General features: G+C 71.0%; 16 protein-coding genes and 1 riboswitch. Of the genes, 3 read left to right on the plus strand and 13 right to left on the minus strand.

Translation table 11 applies throughout. The features are described from left to right. Nucleotides 1–12 precede the first annotated feature (12 nt). The 6 genes from GA0070624_RS21910 to GA0070624_RS21930 form a co-directional block, all read right to left on the minus strand. Nucleotides 13–1,068, minus strand: a complete 1,056-nt coding sequence (locus tag GA0070624_RS21910; RefSeq protein ID WP_176731816.1) for an aminoglycoside phosphotransferase family protein — start codon at nt 1,066–1,068, stop codon at nt 13–15. Continuing rightward, nucleotides 1,065–2,237 carry a hypothetical protein gene (locus GA0070624_RS34925; RefSeq protein WP_176731817.1) on the minus strand — a complete coding sequence of 391 codons (1,173 nt, stop codon included), beginning with the start codon at nt 2,235–2,237 and terminating at the stop codon, nt 1,065–1,067. Before GA0070624_RS34925 ends, GA0070624_RS21910 begins: the two co-directional genes overlap by 4 nt. Further along, a complete protein-coding gene (locus tag GA0070624_RS21915) occupies nt 2,237–3,244 on the minus strand; it encodes a phosphotransferase family protein (protein WP_176731818.1) in 1,008 nt (335 codons plus the stop codon). Before GA0070624_RS21915 ends, GA0070624_RS34925 begins: the two co-directional genes overlap by 1 nt. Continuing rightward, nucleotides 3,241–4,275, minus strand: coding sequence for an aminoglycoside phosphotransferase family protein (locus GA0070624_RS21920; RefSeq protein ID WP_091343986.1), 1,035 nt, complete (start codon nt 4,273–4,275; stop codon nt 3,241–3,243). Before GA0070624_RS21920 ends, GA0070624_RS21915 begins: the two co-directional genes overlap by 4 nt. Before the next feature lie 81 nt (nt 4,276–4,356). Further along, the gene (locus GA0070624_RS21925) at nt 4,357–6,216 is read right to left on the minus strand and encodes an ABC transporter ATP-binding protein (protein WP_091343989.1); all 1,860 of its coding nucleotides are present in this window, start codon (nt 6,214–6,216) and stop codon (nt 4,357–4,359) included. Between the two features lie 400 nt (nt 6,217–6,616). Further along, on the minus strand, nt 6,617–7,138 hold the full coding sequence (locus GA0070624_RS21930) for a MarR family winged helix-turn-helix transcriptional regulator (protein ID WP_091343991.1): 522 nt from the start codon (nt 7,136–7,138) through the stop codon (nt 6,617–6,619). Nucleotides 7,139–7,190: 52 nt separating this feature from the next. Between GA0070624_RS21930 and pip the strand changes: the two genes are divergently transcribed. Beyond that, complete coding sequence (pip, locus tag GA0070624_RS21935) at nt 7,191–8,138, plus strand: prolyl aminopeptidase (RefSeq protein WP_091343993.1); 948 nt, start codon at nt 7,191–7,193, stop codon at nt 8,136–8,138. Between the two features lie 362 nt (nt 8,139–8,500). Here the strand turns inward: pip and GA0070624_RS21940 are convergent, their stop codons facing one another. Beyond that, nucleotides 8,501–9,778, minus strand: coding sequence for a chorismate-binding protein (locus GA0070624_RS21940; protein WP_245718922.1), 1,278 nt, complete (start codon nt 9,776–9,778; stop codon nt 8,501–8,503). Nucleotides 9,779–9,925: 147 nt separating this feature from the next. Here GA0070624_RS21940 and GA0070624_RS21945 point away from each other — a divergent pair, with 147 nt between their 5' ends. After that, nucleotides 9,926–10,126, plus strand: a complete 201-nt coding sequence (locus GA0070624_RS21945) for a DUF5999 family protein (protein WP_088974232.1) — start codon at nt 9,926–9,928, stop codon at nt 10,124–10,126. 102 nt (nt 10,127–10,228) lie between these two features. Here GA0070624_RS21945 and gcvP read toward each other — a convergent pair whose 3' ends face one another. Then, nucleotides 10,229–13,048: an aminomethyl-transferring glycine dehydrogenase gene (gene gcvP, locus GA0070624_RS21950; RefSeq protein WP_091343995.1), complete on the minus strand. Its 2,820-nt coding sequence runs from the start codon at nt 13,046–13,048 to the stop codon at nt 10,229–10,231. Between the two features lie 75 nt (nt 13,049–13,123). Next, a riboswitch (glycine riboswitch) is annotated at nt 13,124–13,222 on the minus strand. 66 nt (nt 13,223–13,288) lie between these two features. Further along, nucleotides 13,289–14,218, minus strand: coding sequence for an NAD-dependent protein deacetylase (locus tag GA0070624_RS21955; protein ID WP_091343998.1), 930 nt, complete (start codon nt 14,216–14,218; stop codon nt 13,289–13,291). A 118-nt stretch (nt 14,219–14,336) separates the two neighbouring features. Between GA0070624_RS21955 and GA0070624_RS21960 the strand changes: the two genes are divergently transcribed. After that, nucleotides 14,337–14,996 (plus strand): NAD(P)H-binding protein, encoded by a 660-nt coding sequence (locus tag GA0070624_RS21960; protein WP_091344001.1) that lies wholly within the window; start codon nt 14,337–14,339, stop codon nt 14,994–14,996. Nucleotides 14,997–15,106: 110 nt separating this feature from the next. Here the strand turns inward: GA0070624_RS21960 and GA0070624_RS21965 are convergent, their stop codons facing one another. The 4 genes from GA0070624_RS21965 to GA0070624_RS21980 form a co-directional block, all read right to left on the minus strand. Then, complete coding sequence (locus GA0070624_RS21965) at nt 15,107–15,802, minus strand: DivIVA domain-containing protein (RefSeq protein WP_245718924.1); 696 nt, start codon at nt 15,800–15,802, stop codon at nt 15,107–15,109. Nucleotides 15,803–15,966: 164 nt separating this feature from the next. Next, complete coding sequence (locus GA0070624_RS21970; protein WP_091344002.1) at nt 15,967–17,145, minus strand: globin domain-containing protein; 1,179 nt, start codon at nt 17,143–17,145, stop codon at nt 15,967–15,969. Nucleotides 17,146–17,147: 2 nt separating this feature from the next. After that, nucleotides 17,148–17,537 carry a group I truncated hemoglobin gene (locus GA0070624_RS21975; RefSeq protein WP_091344004.1) on the minus strand — a complete coding sequence of 130 codons (390 nt, stop codon included), beginning with the start codon at nt 17,535–17,537 and terminating at the stop codon, nt 17,148–17,150. 506 nt (nt 17,538–18,043) lie between these two features. Further along, nucleotides 18,044–18,643 carry a MerR family transcriptional regulator gene (locus tag GA0070624_RS21980; protein ID WP_091344007.1) on the minus strand — a complete coding sequence of 200 codons (600 nt, stop codon included), beginning with the start codon at nt 18,641–18,643 and terminating at the stop codon, nt 18,044–18,046. Nucleotides 18,644–18,777 lie beyond the last annotated feature (134 nt).

The following is an 18,777-nucleotide window of genomic DNA, read 5'->3' on the forward strand; positions in this document are numbered from 1 at the left end:
CGCGGCTGCACCTCAGCGTGCTGTCGCCGTCACTTCCTCTGGTCTGGGGTCTATCTCTTTCCACCAGGTCGAAATGGACTGCAGCTCATCGCCGGCCCACGCTGCGACGGGGCCGGTGGGTGCCTCCAGAATGTCGAGCACCCGCCAGGCGGCAAGGGTCGCCAGCCGTGCCCGCTCTGCCGCCGTCGACAGGAGCACGACCTCGTCCACCGTGGGCCGTGGCCACCCGGCGGCCGCGATGTGGCCCAAGTATCGGTCGAGGACCGGACGGCGGCTGCCACGGGGCAGGCGGAGCAGGAGAGTTGACAGATCGTAGATCGCGGGCCCGACGCCGAGTTGGTCCCAATCGATCAACCGCAGCCAGCCTGGGCCGGCCATCACGTTCTTCGGCCAGAGGTCGCCGTGCAGCACAGTGTCCGGCCCGCCGACCCTGTCCAGGAGAGCCAGGACTGACGGCGCGTCCTCCCGGGCTCGACAGACGACGCGCTCTAGATCGGCGAGGAGGGCGGAGGGAAGATGCGCCCGGACGTCGGAGCGAGACCTGACCGCGGTGAGAGCCTGCGCCGCGTCGTTGAGGTGGCCGACGTAGGCACCGTATCCCAGGTGTGCACCGTGATGACGGATCTCGGCGATCACAGGGTGGCGAGCGAACCGGACGTGCAGGGACGCCACCACCTCGACGAGGCGGTCCACCTCTTCGGGGTCGGGGTGCAGCTGGTCCAGGATGTGCCCGTCGAGCCCCTCGTAGATACTCCAGGCGCCGTCTCCCGCCGGGTCGCTGACCGTGGCCAGCAGGCTTGGGCCGATATCTGCGAGTCCAACGGCCGGCAGCCACCGCTGTACGAGCAGACGGTCGCGGTGCGCGGTGGCGGGATCGAGGCGCTTCATCACCACGGACGCCGGCCGCCCGGTCGCCAGCGTCAATCGATATACGTGTCTGGACAATTTTCGGCAGGTCGACACCGTGGGGTCGTCCCGGTGCAGCGCCTGACGGAGCACGCCGGCGAACCAACTCGTGCTCGGTCCATCCGTCTCCCGCACACCCTGGTGCGGCTTGTGAACCGTCACGACAGGCAGGCTTCCAGGAACGGCGGCAGCACCCGGCGATAGTCCAGGTACTCCGCCGCGATCTCGCGGGCGCCCCGGCAGTGCGCTTCGTACGCGCCGTTCACGTCCTCGATCGCCTCCGCCGCCGATTCGCACGTGTCGAAGACCAGCAGGCCCGTTCCCGTGGGCAGGTGGTCTTCGGCGCCGGTCGCCTGGGCGACGACGGGGCGACCCGCCGCCAGGTAGTGGGCCGAGCGATCGCTGAACCAGCCCGACCGGGCCCTGATGTACGCGTCCTTCGCGATGCCGATCTCCCCCCGCGATGCGGTCACATAGTCGTGGTACGAGTCCAGGTCACCGGCCACGCGGCCGGCATCCACGACGTGCCATCCCTGTTTCTTTGCCAGCAGTTCGTCGTCCGAGGTCTGGCGGCGAAGCGCCAGTTCAAGTTCCTGACCAGGGATGCGACTCGGCAGCTCGGCAAGGCGTTCGAACGAGGCGCGCTTGCCCCGATACCACTGGCCGTCGTAGACGAGATCGGCGAAGCTCTCCCAGGAAGCGATCGTCGTGAATCGTCCGTCCGACGCTGCCTCGGGCCCTGTCCACATGTCGGGGACGACGGGCGGTAGCACATGCCGCCATTCGAGGCCACACGACGGGATCTCGGACGCGGGCGTCCCGATGTTCAATCCCACGGTCGCGAACGCGTCGTGGCGGTCGATGCCGAGTTTCTCACCCTTGCCATATTCCGCATGCCAGAGCTGTGTATAGACGGGATCCAGGTCGATGTAGACGCGGTGGCGAGCCTGCTCAAGAACCGAATCGGCGCGGATGTGCCCGGTCATGTTGATCAACAGGTCTGCGCCGGCCAACTGTCGGTGGAGGTCGTCGCGCGATCCGGCGATCGGCGCACCGTGGCGGTCAATCTGCCACGAGGACCCCTCGAAGCCGAACCGCCGCATCGTCGCCAGGAAAAACTCCCGGTTGAGGCTCATCTCCGGCGGGCACGGCTCGCCGTGTTCGTCAATGCAGCGGTCCGTCCTGAGCTCCTCGACATAGATCACCTCGTGACCGAGGCGACGGAGACCCACCGCCCACTGCATCCAGCTCCAGGCCATCCCGGCGGAGAAGGGGATCCGGGACATCACCTCGCCGAACACGATCCGCAGCCGTCCTTCATTTCCGGGCATCAAAAAATCCTCTCGATCGCTGCTTCCGTATCGTCGACCCACTCCGCGAGACGCCCCTCCGGCAACGACCACCGGGGGCTCAGCCACAGACGGACGTTCGTCTCATGTATTTCACAGGCGGCCAGCACAGCCGTCAGTTCGGCTTGCGAAGGCAGAAGATCACTTCCACGCACTGCTTCGTAGTATGCCGCGCAGAGCCGAGCTTGCTCCGCGGGCCCAAATCCATACTTGAGATGCGCGAGATCGAGCAGGCCACAACCGATTCCGGCCATTTCCCAGTCGATGAAGCAGATCCGTGCCGGCCGCACTGAGCGGTCCACAAGGACGTTCTTTCCGGACAGGTCGTTGTGCACAAGGGTCGGAGGCTGTGCGGCGAGCAGCTCGCCGCCTCTGCCGAACGCACGAACCACCCTCTCGTACCGGCGCGCCAGGTCTGTCGACTGTCTTCGGACAGCCTCTAGCGCACGGTAAGCCCAGGCTTGGAAGTGTGCCGCGTCGAATCGGAGCAGGTATTCGCTGGCGAGCAGCTCCTCCCGTGCCTGTGCGAATGCGCGGTGAAGGTGGCCGAGACGTGCCGCGGCCAGGTACCAGTACTCTACCTCCTGGTACCGCAGGTCCCAGTCGTCGATGTGTTCCAGATAGAGGTCGTGCCGTCCGATCGCCTCATTCCACCCGCCGCCAACCCGGGTGGGGACGGGAACCGCGCGGCCGGCGAAGAGACTGCGGTAGAGGAGCGGCTCGCGGTCCCGCGGCTGCTTGTCGGGATGGTCGCCCTCCTCGTTACCGATGCTCTTGAGGAAGAGCCTGTGCTCCTCACCGCCTCGTAGCGTCGCGGTGAGGACTTCAGCGGGTGCACGATTGGCCATTGGAGCGACCGACCGGGACAGCTCTTCGACGACGACCGGTCGGCGCAGGAATTCGCTCAGCATGTCCTGCACGGTCTGGGCGAGATGCACCGGGTCTCGCTCGATCAGCCCGAGGTTTGCCAGGCCTTCTGTCGCCGTCATGCCATACTCGACGATCGTGAGGCTCGGTTTGTTCGCCCCCGCAGCGCCCGGGCCGCGGTGACTTCGATGATGCGCACCAGTTTTTCGACGCCGGTGACTGGAAAGGCGCGCTCGACGGCGTTGGTCAGCGTTTTCAGGTTCTTGTGGAGGTTGCATCCGTCGAACATCGCGTCAACTTCCTCGCCAACGTCGACATGGAGCCCGTAACTGGCGGCTTCGGCCCGGTACGCCTCGACGAGGATTCGACGCCGGGCGTCATCGAACCCGTTAGCGAGGTGCGCGAGGTCGTATTCCGGGGGTCCGATGGCGGCTGATTCCCAGTCGACGGGGCATATCGGTGAGCTCCCCCCTGAGCTCCGGAGAAGGATGTTGTAGGGCCGGTAGCAGCCGTGGACGAGCGTGGGCGGCTGGGATGCCATGCGATAGGCCAGATCGGCGTAGCCGGCGAGAGCCTGGAGGACTCGCCGGCCCAGATCCCGGCTGAAGGCAGCCGCTGCCCGTTCGGCCGCGGCGGCGGTTGCGAGAAAGAAGTCCGGCGTAAGTCGCCGAATCGCCGTGCACCGCTTCAGGAGGTCAGGGTGTGCCGCGACATGAGCCTGCATCCGGCCGAGCCAGGCCGCCGCCTGCACCCAGACCTCGAACGACTTGTCTTTGACACGTGGGCCCTCGACGTACTCCAAAATGAGCCAGAAACGGTTGCGGTCAGGATCCTCCACGGACCCGTAGTAGTGCGGCGTTCCGAGGTCCGCCCCGGCGAGGAGGTCACGGTAGACCGCGATCTCCCTGCTACGCCGCTCAGGGATGTCTGCATAGTAGCGGCGGGTCGAGAGGTCCTTGAGAAAAATCCTCAAGCTTTGCCCAGCGGCGAGCGTGACCGTGATCACCTCGGCCGGATAGGAACTGGCCATGGGGGATATTTCGCGCTCAAGCGTCCGAACCGCCGATGGTCCGTACTTGCCGCTCAACAGGCTCTCAACGACTGCCCGCAGGTCGTCGCTCACCGCATTGTCTGAACGGACTCCTGCGGTCATCTGGCACCTCCTCTTCGCGGGCCCGTCCCCGCGTTCACATTCATCTGATCGCCATATCGATAAGTTATGACGTACCTGGATCTACACACCGGTGCGCAATCCCTCGCTCATCCTGGTGACGCGGCCTTGATTGATCTCGATCAGCTCGTCGCACGCTTCGAGGGTGCTGAGCCGGTGAGCAATCATGAATGTCGTCCGGCCCTCCATGAGCCGGTACATCGCCTCCATGATCGCCGCCTCGGTGTTTACGTCGACGGAACTCGTGGGTTCGTCCAGGATCAGCACCGGCGCGTCCTTGAGGAACGCCCGCGCGAGTGAGACGCGCTGACGTTCCCCGCCCGACAGTCGCGTCCCGCGCTCGCCGACCAGGGTGTCGTAGCCGTCGGGGAGAGCCGAAATGAAGTCGTGGGCTCCGGCGGCTCGGGCGGCGGCGACTATCTCCTCCCGGCTGGCGTCGGGCCGCGCATAGGCGATGTTCTCGGCGATGCTCGTGGAGAACAGCAGCGGCTCCTGAAGCACGATCGCGAACTGGTTCCGCAGGTCAGCGAGACGGTACTCACGCAGGTCGATCCCGTCGAGGAGAATTCGCCCCTCAGTCGGGTCGTAGAAACGGTTGAGCAGGCTCACCAGGGTGGTCTTGCCGGCGCCCGTAGCGCCGGCGACCCCGACCCGCGTGCCCGGTTTCACGCGGAAGGACACGTCCTGGAGCACAGGCCGCTCACTGTCGTAGGCGAAGGAGACATCCTGAAAGACGATCCCTGCACGTGCGCGAGGAAGCAGGCGAGCCCAGAGATGCTCCTTGACGTCCGGCTCCTCGTCGAGCAGCGCGAAGGCACGCTCGGCACTGGCCAGATGGTTCTGCAGCGACCCCGCTTTCTTGCTCATGGTCTTCAGCGGCGCATAGAGCTGCGACAGGTACGTCATGACCAGTACGAGGTCGCCGACAGTCATGCTCCCGCTCTGGACGTTGCGCGCTCCGAGGTAGAGGACCGCGGCGGTCCCGGCCGCCGTGGTCAGACCTACTGTGAGCGCGTAACGGCTCGACGCGAGCGTGTAGCGGATGCGGGCCCACATCCCCTCGTGGAAGCGACGGACGAAGCGCTGCTCCTCGTGCTCCTCCCGGCCGAAGGCCTGGACGACACGCACCGCCGAGAGCGCCTCCTGCACCACGGACATGGCACCGCTCTCCAGCTTCTTCACCTGCCGGGACTGCTTGCGAAGCCGTCGCCGGTAGGTCCACGACGCCAGCAGGAGCACCGGGGAGATCGCCAGGGCAACGAGCGCTAGCTGCCCGTCGATCTTCGCCGTGACGTAGAGCATGGCGCCGAGAGTCAGCGCCGCCGTGACGAACGACGGGATCGTGTCCACCGCGATCTGCTGCGTAGCCGTCGCGTCGTACTGGATGCGGTAGGTCGAGTCGGTCGTGCCCCTCAGATCGTGATACGAGACGGACAGCCGCTGGACATGCCGGAACAGGCGGGTGCGGAGATCGAGCAGCAGGCGCTCCCCCACGAAGGTCCGCAGAACGGTGGTGGCGAGGTCCAGCAGCTGGGTGAGCAGTGCTACGGCGACGAAGAAGAGCGCGGCCGCCGTCAGGAGTACTGCGTCAGACTCCGCCGGCAGGATGCTCCTCAGGACTGGGGGCGCGGGATGCGAGCCCAGCACTCCGTCGATAACGATCTTGAGTGGAACCGGTGTGAGTAGCGCCAGCGGCGTCGCAAGCATGCTGAGGAGCAACAGCCCGAGAATCCGCAGCCAATAGGGCCGCAACTCCCAGGCTAGGCGCCGGACAAGGCCACGCTCGCCGCTCGTATCCTCCCGCACCGTTTGCCCGCGGGACTCCGCTCCCGGCGGCTCGACGACCAGCGGCACGGCGTCGCGCAGCCGAGATCCCAGATCGCGGCCGTCCTTCCCCGTCCCGTCCAGCGGCGTGCGCGTCATCCTGCGGCCCTCGGCTGAACGACGCGGCCCCGAGAGGCGCCGGCAATGTCCGGTGATGTCCCGCCAGACGCGCCGTTCGCTCCCACAGCGCTGGCGGTCGCGGCCCCGAACTGATCTCCCGTCGAGAGCAACTTGCCGCTCGTCGTGGGCCGAGCCGGGCGGGCGGGTATCGTGCCGACCGCCGGACGCGTGGGGACGACCACCACGAGCCTCCTTCTACCGCGACCTCCGGGCGCGCTGTTTTCGCGCATGCTGGCAGGAAAATAGCGAGCTGTCCGGAATGCACCTAACGTACCAGCTCGAAGGCAAGGTCTTTTCCGATTCGACAGAGAAGACAGCCTCCGGCGCCCCTCCCAGCAGCGGAGCAGGACCCACCCGGCGACGAAGGCAACCGGGTGGGCTAGGCGATTTCGCTGGCAGCCGCTGCCTCGTCAGCGGCCGGGCCAGCCGACGCCAGACCGGTGTCGGCTATGCGGTCGCGCAGCGGATGGCGGCGCAGCGCCGCCAGCACCGCATACAGCTCGTCGGCCAGGGGCACCGGCAGCTCCTCGTCCAACTGCCGTATTGCGGTGGTGGTGGCGGCCCATTCGGCCTCGATGACCGGCAGCAGCTCGTGCGCCCGGTCGGTCAGGTGCACGATGCGCTGCCGGGCGTCGGCCCCCGGGGCGAGCGAGACCAGGCCGGCGCGGGCCATCTGCGCGACCGTCTGGCTGGCCGCGGAGTGGGTGACCCCGACCCGGGCGGCGAGGTCACGGATCGCGAGAGGGCCGTCGGCCACCAGAACCCGCACCAGCGGCGAGAAGCGCGGCCGGTAGTCGGCCAGGCCCCGATCGGTGTAGACGGCCGCGACGTCGCCGTCGAGCAGTTCCAGCACGTGGCGCAGCAGGGTGCCCAGCGCCTCACGGTCCGGGGTGGCGGTCATGTCCGCTAATGTAACAGCGCTGTTGTATCTGGCTTGCGGGAGGGGACCCGGGATGTATCCACCGATCGAGCCGTACGCGTACGGCATGCTCGACGTCGGCGACGGCCAGCACGTGTACTGGGAGACCTGCGGCGACCCGGACGGCCGGCCGGCGCTCGTCGTGCACGGTGGCCCCGGCTCCGGCGCCACCCCGTCGTGGCGGCGGCTGTTCGACCCGGCCGCCTACCGGATCGTCCTGTTCGACCAGCGCGGCTGCGGGCGCAGCACGCCGCACGCCAGCGACCCGGCCGTGGACCTGTCGGTCAACACCACCGACCACCTGCTCGCCGACATGGAACGGTTGCGCCTCCACCTCGGCGTCGACCGGTGGCTGCTGCACGGCGCATCCTGGGGCTCCTCCCTGGCCCTGGCGTACGCCCAGCGTCACCCGGAGCGGCTCACCGCACTGGTGCTGTTCAGCGTGGTCGCCAACACCCGCCGGGAGATCGACTGGGTCACCCGGGACATGGGCCGGATCTTCCCCGCCGAGTGGGCCCGCTTCCGCGACGGCGCACCGGAGGCCGACCGGGACGCCGACCTGTCCGCCGCGTACGCCCGCCTGCTGAACGACCCCGACCCGGAGGTGCGCGACCGGGCCGCCCGGGACTGGTGCGACTGGGAGGACGTGCACGTCTCCCTGGCCGGCGGCCACCGACCCAGCCCCCGCTACGCGGACCCGGTGTTCCGGATGTGTTTCGCCCGGCTGGCGACCCACTACTTCAGCAACGGCGGGTTCATGCCCGACGGGGCGCTGCTGCGCGACGCCGGCAAGCTCGCCGGCATCCCGGGCGTGCTGGTGCAGGGCCGCCTCGACGTCAGCGGACCGCCGGACATCGCATGGCAGTTGACCCAGGGCTGGCCGGACGCCCACCTGGTGATCGTGGAGAGCGGCGGTCACGGCACCGGTCACGGCATGACCGAGGAGGTGGTGGCGGCGCTGGACGGGTTCGCCCGCGCCTGACCCGGCGGCCATGGCAAGCGGAGGGCATTTCGTCGCGTCCGTCCCCGGCCCCCGCTGGATCCCCGCCAGCCCCCGCACTCCCTGTTCCTCCCTTTGCTCTGCTGCAGTATGCGCAACAGCCACGGATGGTCACTGTTGCGTACGGTGCAGCAGAGCAAAGGGGCAGGACGCGGTTTCGGCGGTCGGCACCGCCGATCGGAAGGGCGCTGGTCAGCCGCCTCCGCGCGCCGCGAAGGCGGCAACATCGGCGGCGTCGCCGGAAGCCGGTCACTCTGGGTCCAACAGCGCCCGCGACGGCGAGAAGTCAAGCGCCGGTCACGGTCGGCGATGAAAGCCAACGGCGCATACCCCCGGCGGCGACCTCAGCCGGCGAGCAGGGCCCGGACCGGCGCGGCCTTCGCCGCCGCCTCGGCGACCTCGGCCGCCGGGTCGCTGCCCCAGGTGATGCCGCCGCCGGCCCACACGTGCAGCCGCTCGGCGTCCGCGGCGGCCGTGCGGATGGTCAGGCCGAGGTCGATCCGGCCGGGCCCGACCCAGCCGAGCGCACCCATGCTGGCGCCGCGGCCGACCGGCTCCAGCGCGGCGATCCGGTCCAGCGCGGCGAGCTTCGGCGCGCCGGTCACCGACCCGCCGGGGCAGACCGCGCGGAGCAGGTCGGCCAGGCCCAGCCCGTCGGCGACCACCGCGGACACCGTCGACTCCGCCTGCCACAGGTCGCACCACCGGCGTACGGCGAACAGCTCGTCCACCCGTACCGACCCGGTGCGGGCGATCCGGGCCAGGTCGTTGCGCTCCAGGTCGACGATCATCACGTGTTCGGCGCGTTCCTTGGTCGAGGCGAGCAGCTCGCGTCGGCCGGTGGCGGTGGCCGGGCGGGTGCCCTTGATCGGCCGGGTGACCAGCCGCGCGCCGTCGACGTCGATCAGCGTTTCCGGGGAGGCGCAGCCGATCGCCCAGCCGCGCCCGCTCAGGGTGCCGCCGTAGCGGGCGCCGGGCAGGGCGCCCAGGCGGGCCAGCGCGGGCAGCGGATCGCCGCCGTACCCGGCGGCCGCGTGCCCGACCAGGTTGACCTGGTACACGTCGCCGCGGCCGATGGCCGCGCGGACCGCCTCCACGGCCGCGGCGTGCTGGCCGGGCGTCCAGCTCTCCCGCCACTCCCCCAGCCACCAGCCCGCCGCGGCCGGCTCGCCGGGCCGGCTGCCAGCCGTCCTCGCCGGTGCGCCGGTCGGCACCGCGCCAGCCGGGCCGCCGGCCGGTTCCGCGCGCCCGCCGAGCCCGCGCCCCGGCGCGGCCGCGCCCCGGCCGCCCCGCGCGTCGGCGGCATGGTGGTAGACGACCACCACCAGGTCGGGCAGCGCCGGAACGGGGGTGGGCGAGCCCGCCGGGGCGCCGGCCAGCAGCGCCCCGGCCGCGGCGGAGACGTACAGGGCGGCGCCGCAGACCCCGTCCGGGTCGTGGTCGGCCGGTCGGGCCAGCTCGCCGGCGGGGATGCCGTGGGCGGTGAGGAACTCCTGGGCGAGGGCGGCCGGATCGCCGCCGTCGCCGGGCCGCCACTCCAGCCGGGCCCGCTCGACGAGCCGCCGCCGGCAGGCGGCCGGTGCCCCGGGTACGCCGATCAGCGACTGTGGGAGCGTTTCCACACCATCTGGCCCTTTCTTGCTCCTCCGTTCAGAGGATTTCGGGTGAACAAGGCGGATGCCTGCTCGATACGGCGCACTTCCGCTTGGTACTGTGCGTCACTGGTCATGTGAACCATGACACAGTGCCCCCACAGTCCGGAGAACCCGATGTGCCAGCACCAACCCACCTGCCCCTCCGCCGAGGCGACCGACCGCGAAGCCGCACGCGTCATCGCCTGCTTCCCTGAGCAGGGCTGGAGCCTGCTCTGCAACGGTGTCATCGTCTTCGAGGACACCGGTGAGCTGCTCCCCGACGGCAGCACCATCGCCCCCCACCGCGGCCCCGCCCGGCACGCCCTCGTCGCCTGATCCGGTCACGCTGCGTGAACGCAGCGTGCACCGTCGACTCAGGCTAGCGCCCAGGTCGACGCACCGGCCGGGGCGGCGCCACGACCGCCCCGGCGCAGCCCGTCAGCTCTCGAACGCCTCCGGCGACGGGCACGAGCAGACCAGGTTCCGGTCGCCGTACGCGCCGTCGATCCGCCGCACCGGCGGCCAGTACTTCCCCGCCCGGTCCTGTGCCGGGTACGCCCCCACCGACCGCGGGTACGGGTGCGGCCACTCGTCACCGGAGACCATCGCCGCGGTGTGCGGCGCGTTGGACAGCGGATTGTCCCCGGCGGGCCACTCCCCGGAACCCACCTTGTCGATCTCCGCCCGGATGGCGATCATCGCGTCGCAGAACCGGTCCAGCTCGGCCAGGTCCTCGCTCTCGGTCGGCTCCACCATCAGCGTCCCCGCCACCGGGAAAGACATCGTCGGCGCGTGGAAGCCGTAATCGATCAGCCGCTTCGCCACGTCGTCCACGCTCACCCCGGTCGCCTTGGTCAGCGGCCGCAGGTCCAGGATGCACTCGTGCGCCACCAGGCCCTTGTTGCCGGCGTACAGCACCGGGAAGTGCCCGCGCAGCCGGGCCGCCACGTAGTTGGCCGCCAGCACCGCCACCCCGGTCGCCCGGGTCAGCCCCGCCGCGCCCATCATCCGCAGGTACGCCCACGGGATCGGCAGGATCCCCGCCGACCCGTACCTCGCCGCCGAGATGGCGGGTCGGCCGTCGACGTGCACCCCGGAGGGGTCACCGGGCAGGAACGGCGCCAGGTGCGCGCGTACCGCGACCGGGCCGACGCCGGGGCCACCGCCGCCGTGCGGGATGCAGAACGTCTTGTGCAGGTTCAGGTGCGACACGTCGGCGCCGAACTTGCCCGGCTTGGCGAACCCGACGAGTGCGTTGAGGTTCGCCCCGTCGACGTACACCTGGCCGCCGGCGTCGTGCACCTTCGCGCACAGCTGCGCGATGCCCGTCTCGTACACCCCGTGGGTGGACGGGTAGGTCACCATGATCGCCGCCAGGGCGTCGCGGTGCTTGTCGATCTTCGCGTCGAGGTCGACCAGGTCGACGTTGCCGTCGGCGTCGCAGGCGACCACGACCACCCGCATGCCGGCCATCACCGCGGAGGCCGCGTTGGTGCCGTGCGCCGACGACGGGATCAGGCACACGTCCCGGTGCCCGTCACCACGCTGCCGGTGGTACGCCCGGATCGCCAGCAGCCCGGCCAGCTCACCCTGCGAGCCGGCGTTCGGCTGCACGCTGACCGCGTCGTAGCCGGTCACCTCGGCCAGCCACGCCTCCAGCTGGGCGATCATCTCCCGGTACCCGGCGGTCTGCGCCTCCGGCGCGAACGGGTGGATGTGCGCGAACTCGGGCCAGGTGATCGGCTCCATCTCGGTGGTGGCGTTGAGCTTCATCGTGCACGACCCGAGCGGGATCATGCCGCGGTCCAGGGCGTAGTCGAAGTCGGCCAGCCGCCGCAGGTAGCGCAGCATCGCCGTCTCCGAGTGGTGGGTGCGGAACACCGGGTGGGTGAGGAAGTCACTGGTGCGCAGCAACGCCTCCGGCAGCCGGGTGTCGATCTCACCGTGCGCGGCGGGCACCCCGAACGCGGCGCACACCGCGTCCAGATGGGCGTGGGTGGTGGTCTCGTCGCAGGAGATACCCACCCGATCGGCGTCCACCAGCCGCAGGTTCACTCCACGCTCCGCCGCCGCGGCGACCACCTCCGCCGCCCGGCCGGGCACCACGGCGGTGACGGTGTCGAAGAACGGCACGTCGGCCACCTCCACGCCACCGACGCGCAGCGCGCCGGCGAGCCGCGCCGCCGCCCAGTGGGTGTGCTCCGCGATCTTCCGCAGCCCGCCGGGGCCGTGGTAGACGGCGTACATGCCGGCCATCACGGCGAGGAGCACCTGGGCGGTGCAGATGTTGCTGGTCGCCTTCTCCCGGCGGATGTGCTGCTCGCGGGTCTGCAACGCCAGCCGGTAGGCCGGGTTGCCGTCCGCGTCGCGGGACACCCCCACCAGGCGGCCGGGCAGCATCCGCTCCAGGCCCGCCCGGACCGCCAGGTAGCCGGCGTGCGGCCCGCCGAAGCCCATCGGTACGCCGAACCGCTGGGTGGTGCCGGCGGCGATGTCGGCGCCGACCTCGCCGGGCGGGCGCAGCAGCGTCAGCGCCAGCAGGTCCGCCGCCACGGTGACCAGCGCGCCGACCGCGTGGGCGGCCTCGGCCAGCGGCGCATGGTCACGGACCGCGCCGGACGCGCCCGGGTACTGCAGGTGCAGGCCGAAGAACTCGCCCGGCAGCTCCTCGGCGGCCAGGTCGAGCACCCGCACGTCGATGCCGAGCGGCTCGGCCCGGCTGGTGATCACCGCGATGGTCTGCGGGAGGGTGTCGGCGTCGACGACGTACACCGGGCTCTTGCTCTTCGACGCGCGGCGGGCGAGCGTCATCGCCTCGGCCGCGGCGGTGCCCTCGTCGAGCATGGAGGCGTTCGCGGTGGCCAGCCCGGTCAGGTCGGTGACCATGGTCTGGAAGTTCAGCAGCGCCTCCAGCCGGCCCTGGCTGATCTCCGGCTGGTACGGCGTGTACGCGGTGTACCAGGCGGGGTTCTCCAGCACGTTTCGGCGGATCACCGCCGGGGTGTGGGTGCCGTGGTAGCCGAGGCCGATCATCGACACGGCGACGGTGTTGCGGGCGGCCAGGGCGCGCAGCTCGGCGATCGCCTCCCGCTCGCTGGCCGGCTCCGGCAGGTCCAGGGTGCCGTGCCAGCGGATCACCTCGGGGATCGCCGCGTCCATCAGCTCGTCGACCGAGCCGTAGCCGACGGTCTCCAGCATCCGGCGTTCGTCGTCGGGGTCGGGGCCGATGTGGCGGTCGGCGAACTGCTCTGCGCTCATCTTCGCTGCGCTCCTGCGGGGCGAGGTCGACAGGTCGGCCTCCCCCTGAGTCGCGCCCGCGGGCCCTCCACAGTGCCTGCCCACGAGGTCCTTTTGCCTGAGAGGTTCCGGGGAGGAATCTGCCCCTTCGGCGCCGCCCGGGTGCTGCTGGGCGGTCTCTCCCGCGTGGGTGGTACCGGCATGGTCAACGCTACCAGCGCCGGTGTGTCCGGCGGATGTCGGGCGCGGTGGCCGGGCCGCCTACACCGCCGCCGGTGCGGCCAGCGCCGGCCCGACCGGCGGCGCGCCGGCGGCGGTGCGCTCGGCCAGCGCCGGCAGCAGCTCGCCCAGCGGCCCGTCCAGGGTGAGGGTGGCGTGCCCGTCGCCGCGCGTCGGGCCCTGGTTGACGATGGCCACCGGGATACCGAGCTTCGCCGCCCGGATCACGAACCGGCGCCCCGACATCACCGTCAACGACGAGCCGAGCACCAACAGCAGCCGGGCCCGCTCGACCAGCGAGAAACACTCCGCCACCCGGGTGGCGGGCACGGTCTCGCCGAAGAACACCACGTCCGGTTTCAGCATGCCGGTGCCGCAGATGCCGCAGTCGACGCCGCGGAACCGGGCCACCGCGTCGTCCGGCAGGTCCACGTCACCGTCGGGGTTGACGGCGGCGATGTGCGCGTCGAAGCCGGGGTTGGCCTCCCGCAGCCGCCGGTCCAGCTCCTCCCGGGAGGTCAGGTTGCCGCAGTCGAGGCAGACCACCTCGTCGAGGCGGCCGTGCAGCTCGATCACGCCGGTGCTGCCGGCCGCCGTGTGCAGGCCGTCGACGTTCTGCGTGATCACACCGGTGACCAGGCCGGCGCGCTGCAGCCGCGCCACCGCCCGGTGCCCGGCGTTGGGCGCCGCCCGGGCGATCGTGCGCCAGCCGAGGTGGCTGCGCGCCCAGTAGCGCCGCCGTGCGCCCGGGTCGCGGGTGAACGTCTGGTAGGTCATCGGGGTGTGCCGGCGGGCCGCGCCGCTGGGCCCCCGGTAGTCCGGGATCCCCGACTCCGTCGACAACCCGGCCCCGCTGAGCACCACGACGTCACCGGCGCCCACCAGCCGGGTCAACGCGTCGAACGTCTCGGTCACCCGTCCATGCTGCCGCACCGCCGGTCGAAACACGACCGCCGGCCGCCCAGCGGTCATCGGCGGGCCGCCGCGTGGCCGCCGCCCGCCGACGGGCGGTGAGGCGTTGCGGTCATCGGCGGACCGCCGCGGTGCCAACCCCGGGCGGGCGGTGGGGCGCGGCGATTAGGTTGAGGGCATGCGAGTCGTCATCGCCGGAGGCCACGGCAAGATCGCCAAGCTGCTGGAACGCGAGCTGACCGGACGCGGCGACAGCGCCGTCGGCCTGATCCGCAACCCCGACCACGCGGCGGCGCTGCGCGCCGCCGGCGCCGAACCGGTCGTCTGCGACCTGGAACACAGCGACGCCGACACGGTGGCCGGGCACCTGGCCGGCGCCGACGCGGTGGTCTTCGCCGCCGGGGCCGGCCCGGGCAGCGGCGCCGCCCGCAAGGACACCGTCGACCGGGCCGCGGCCGTCCTGCTCGCCGACGCCGCGCAGCGCGCCGGGGTCCGCCGCTACCTGCTGGTCTCCTCGATGGGGGTGGAGCAGCCGCCGGCCGCGGGCACCGACGAGGTGTGGGCGGCATACCTGCGGGCGAAGAAGGCCGCCGAGGACGACGTCACCGGCCGCGATCTCGACGTGACCGTGCTGCGTCCCGGCCGGCTCACCGACGACGAACCCGTCGGACGGATCCAGCTGGCCCGGCACGTGGAGCCGGGCCAGGTCACCCGCGCCGACGTGGCCCGCGTCCTGCTCGCGCTCCTCTACGAGCCGGCCACGGCAGGGCTGACCCTGGAACTCGTCGGCGGGGAGACCCCCATGGCGGACGCGATCCGGGCGGTCGCCGCCCGCTGACCGGCACCGCGGCACCGGCCCCAGCGGCGGAGCCACGCCGGCCGCCCACTGCCCCGCCGCCCGCAGGCCGGCCGGCCCACCGGTTGCGGTCGGCGAGCCGACCTGCGGGATCAGCGCTGCTGGTGGCGGGGCAACGCCACCTGGGGCTGACCGGCGGAGACCGACGCCGCGCCCGCGGCCTCGGTGACGATCCGGTCCATCGTGCGGGCCAGCTGCTCACTGCCGTTGTCGAGGTGCCGCGCCGCCGCCTGCATGTGCGAGATCATCATCTCGCCGAAGATGCGCAGCGCCTCCCGAGTGGCCACGGTGTCGTCGAAGTTCGTGCCCGCGCTGCTGCGGTAGTCCTGCACCACCCGCTCGGCCTCCTGCTTCGCCTCCTCCGCGGCCGCCTGCATGTAGCTCTCGTACTGCATCCGGGCGTACTCGGCGACCCGCCGGGCGTAGTCGTGGGCCTGCGCGATGATCTGCTCGGCCTCCCGCTGCGCCGCCGACAGCAGGTTGACCTCCTTCGCCGCCGGCAGCTTCGCCGCCGCGCCGTCGCTCGGGATCACCCCGTGCCGGTGCAGCTCCACGTGGTCGTTGAGCCGCTCGTTCTCCGCCCGCAGGTTCGCGATCTCCGCCGCCAGCAGATCCAGCTCGTCGGCCACCTGCATCCGGAACCGGTCGACGTCGACGTGGTCGTAACCCCGGCGGGCGAACGACGCCGAGCCGAACTCCCACCGCCGAACCCGGTCCGCGGTCATCCGCACCTGTACACCGCCGGAGACCTGAACTCCGTCGTACCTGCTGATCGGGGTCGCGCTCACCGAGCTAGCCTTTCGTTCGCGACTGCGGGGCTCGCAAGCTCACTCCTCGCGCTCACCGGGTCAGCCTTTCGTTCGCGACTGCGGGGCTCGCAAGCTCACTCCTCGCGCTCACCGGGTCAGCCTTTCGTTCGCGACTGCGGGGCTCGCAAGCTCACTCCTCGCGCTCACCGGACACCTCCGGAATTGTCAGGGCCCGCCGGCTGCTCCACCGCCGTTCGCCACGCCGGGCCGTACCAGTGCTTGCCGAATCCCTCGTGGTGCAGCTGACCGTCGCGGTAGCCGGCTCGCTGCAGCGAGGTCAGCGAATGGGCGACCATCTCGTCCGAGCCGCAGATGTAGACATGCCGGGACCGCCAGTCCCCGTCAGCCAGCGCCCGGTCCACCGGCTGCACGAACTCGCCCGGCCGATGGAAGTCCGCACCCGCCACATAGGTGACGGTCAACCACGGGTACGACGCCGCCAGCTTGTCGATCGCGTCGTTGTCGTAGAACTCGGTGCGCGAGCGGGCCCCCACGTACAGGTCGACCCGGCGGCGGGAGCCCTCCACCGCGACCTGCTCCACCAGCGACTTCAGCGGGGCCCAGCCGGTGCCGCTGGCCAGCAGCAGCAGATCGGCGGGCCCGGTCGGCCACAGCGTCAACCGGTCCCCGACCGGGGCGGCCAGGTGGATCTTGTCACCGACCGCGCACCCGTAGACCAGGCGGGAGGAGACCGCACCACCCGGCGCCGCCCGCACATGCAACTCCACCGTGCCGTCCGCGCGCGGCGCGTTCGCCGGCGAGTAGTACCGCCACGACCGCACCGCCGGATGGGACACCCCGATCGACTGGCCCGGCGTGAACGGCAGCAGCCACTGCGGCCGCAGCGTCAGCACCGCCACGTCGAACGCCCGCCGCTCGTGCCCGACGATCTCGGCCACCCACCACGGCGGGTTCACCGCCTCGGCGGCCTGCGCGGCCTCGATCATCACCTGGGAGACCAGCCCGTACGCGGCCGACCAGTCCTGGGCCAGCTCGTCGGTCCACTGGTCACCGAGGAAATGCCGCAACGTCGCCAGCAGCGCCTCACCGACCGCCGGGTAGTGCTCGGCGCGCACCGCGAACTTGCGGTGGTCGGCGCCCAGGTCCCGCAGGAAGCCGACCAGCCGGTCCACCTGGTCCACGTTGGACACAATGTGGCCCAGCGCGGTGACCAGGCGGTCCCGCTGCCCGGCCATGTTCGTGGGGAACATCTGCCGGGTCTCGGGGTGGGCCAGGAACAGGGTCGAATAGAAGTAGAGCGGCACCTGATCGCCGTGCGCGGCGACCAGGGACCAGCTCTCCTTCAGCCGTGCCGCGTCCACGTTCAGGCGCCCGTCCCGGCGGCAACCACCTGGTCCTGCACCTTCTCCAGGACAACCTGCACGTCGGTGATGATGTCCGCGGGCACGCCCAGCTCCGTCAGCGTCGTGGTCAGATGTTCGCCGACCTTCACGTAGTGCTCCACCGGGATGTTCAACGGCTGGTGCGCCTCGGCCAGCCCACGGCCGGCGTACTCATTGGGCCCGCCGAGCACCACGGTCAGCATCAACGCCAGGTGCCGACGTTGCTCCACCATGTCCACGTCGGCGAAGTAACCGGCAAGCTCGGGGTCGGCCAGCACCTTGTCGTAGAACAGCGCCACGGCCGCCTTGACCGAACTGGCGCCGCCGATGCGGTCGTAGTGGGAGGGCGCGGTTTCTTCGGTAACCGTCACGGTCGTTCCTTCCAGCGTGAAGGGCCGCGCGGGTCGGCGCGGAGGGGCAACCGGTCGGCTGGCGGTTACCGTGACGCAACGCCAGCGCGACCGTGTGGGACCATAGCGCGCCGTCCGGACAAGGTCACGGCAGCCCTATCGGATTTCTGACAACAGCTGACCGGCCAGCGTCGTCATCCTCCGGAAGGATCGTCCGCAGAGGGCAACCAGGACGGCTACCGCGCGTCACCGGCCGCGGACCAGTCCACGTGACACTCTCCACCCTGGACGGGCCCGCTCACCGGCCCCTCCAGCACGCCGACGTCCCGCCCGTGACCACCACCGACACCGCCGAGAGCGACGGCGGTGGACCGGCCGCACGCCGGTCCCGCCCACCGGACCGGCCCGACCGCACCCACGACGCCACATCACTACGTTGCGTTACCAAGCAGAGGATCGCGCCGGGACCACGCCGCGACGCAGATCCGCGAACGGCCCGGGCGTGTCCCCGCCCACCGGCCGCGGGCTCAGCCCGCGCGACGACGCGCCCGACGCGCCGCCAACTCGTCCCCCACCGACTCCGGCGACGACGCCACCGGCTGCTCACCGCCGCCGCCCGACGAGTCCGCCGGCTCCGCCGGCAGATGCGACAACGAACCCTGGATCTCCTTGAACGCGCCACCGATCGCGATGCCGAACACCCCCTGGCCACCCTGCAACAGGTCGACCACCTCCTCCGGCGAACGGCACTCGTACACCGACGTCCCGTCCGAGATCAGCGTGATCCCCGCCAGGTCCTCCACCCCGCGCGAGCGCAACGCCTCGACCGCCTTGCGGATGTTCTGCAGGGACACCCCGGCATCCAGCAGCCGCTTCACGACCTTCAGCACCACCAGGTCGCGGAACGAGTACAGCCGGGACGTCCCCGAACCCGACGCGTCCCGCACACTCGGCACCACCAGCCCCGTGCGGGCCCAGTAGTCCAACTGCCGATAGGTGATGCCCACCGCGTGGCACGCCGTCACGCCCCGGTAGCCCACCCCGTCACCGTCGGTGCCCGACCCGGGCGGCGTCCCACCCGCCCGCTGCTGCTCCGGTCCCGGATCAGGATCTCGCGGCTCGTGCATCCCGACAACCTCCCCGCCCGTGCGGTGACACGTCGTTTCCGGGACGTGCACCCCTCGACACGGCAACCCTATAGCGGCCCTCGAGGGTTACCACGGACGAACGGGCGCGACACGCCGCGCAGCCGGAGAGAAGA

It is taken from the genome of Micromonospora rhizosphaerae, from assembly GCF_900091465.1.
Lineage (GTDB): Bacteria > Actinomycetota > Actinomycetes > Mycobacteriales > Micromonosporaceae > Micromonospora > Micromonospora rhizosphaerae.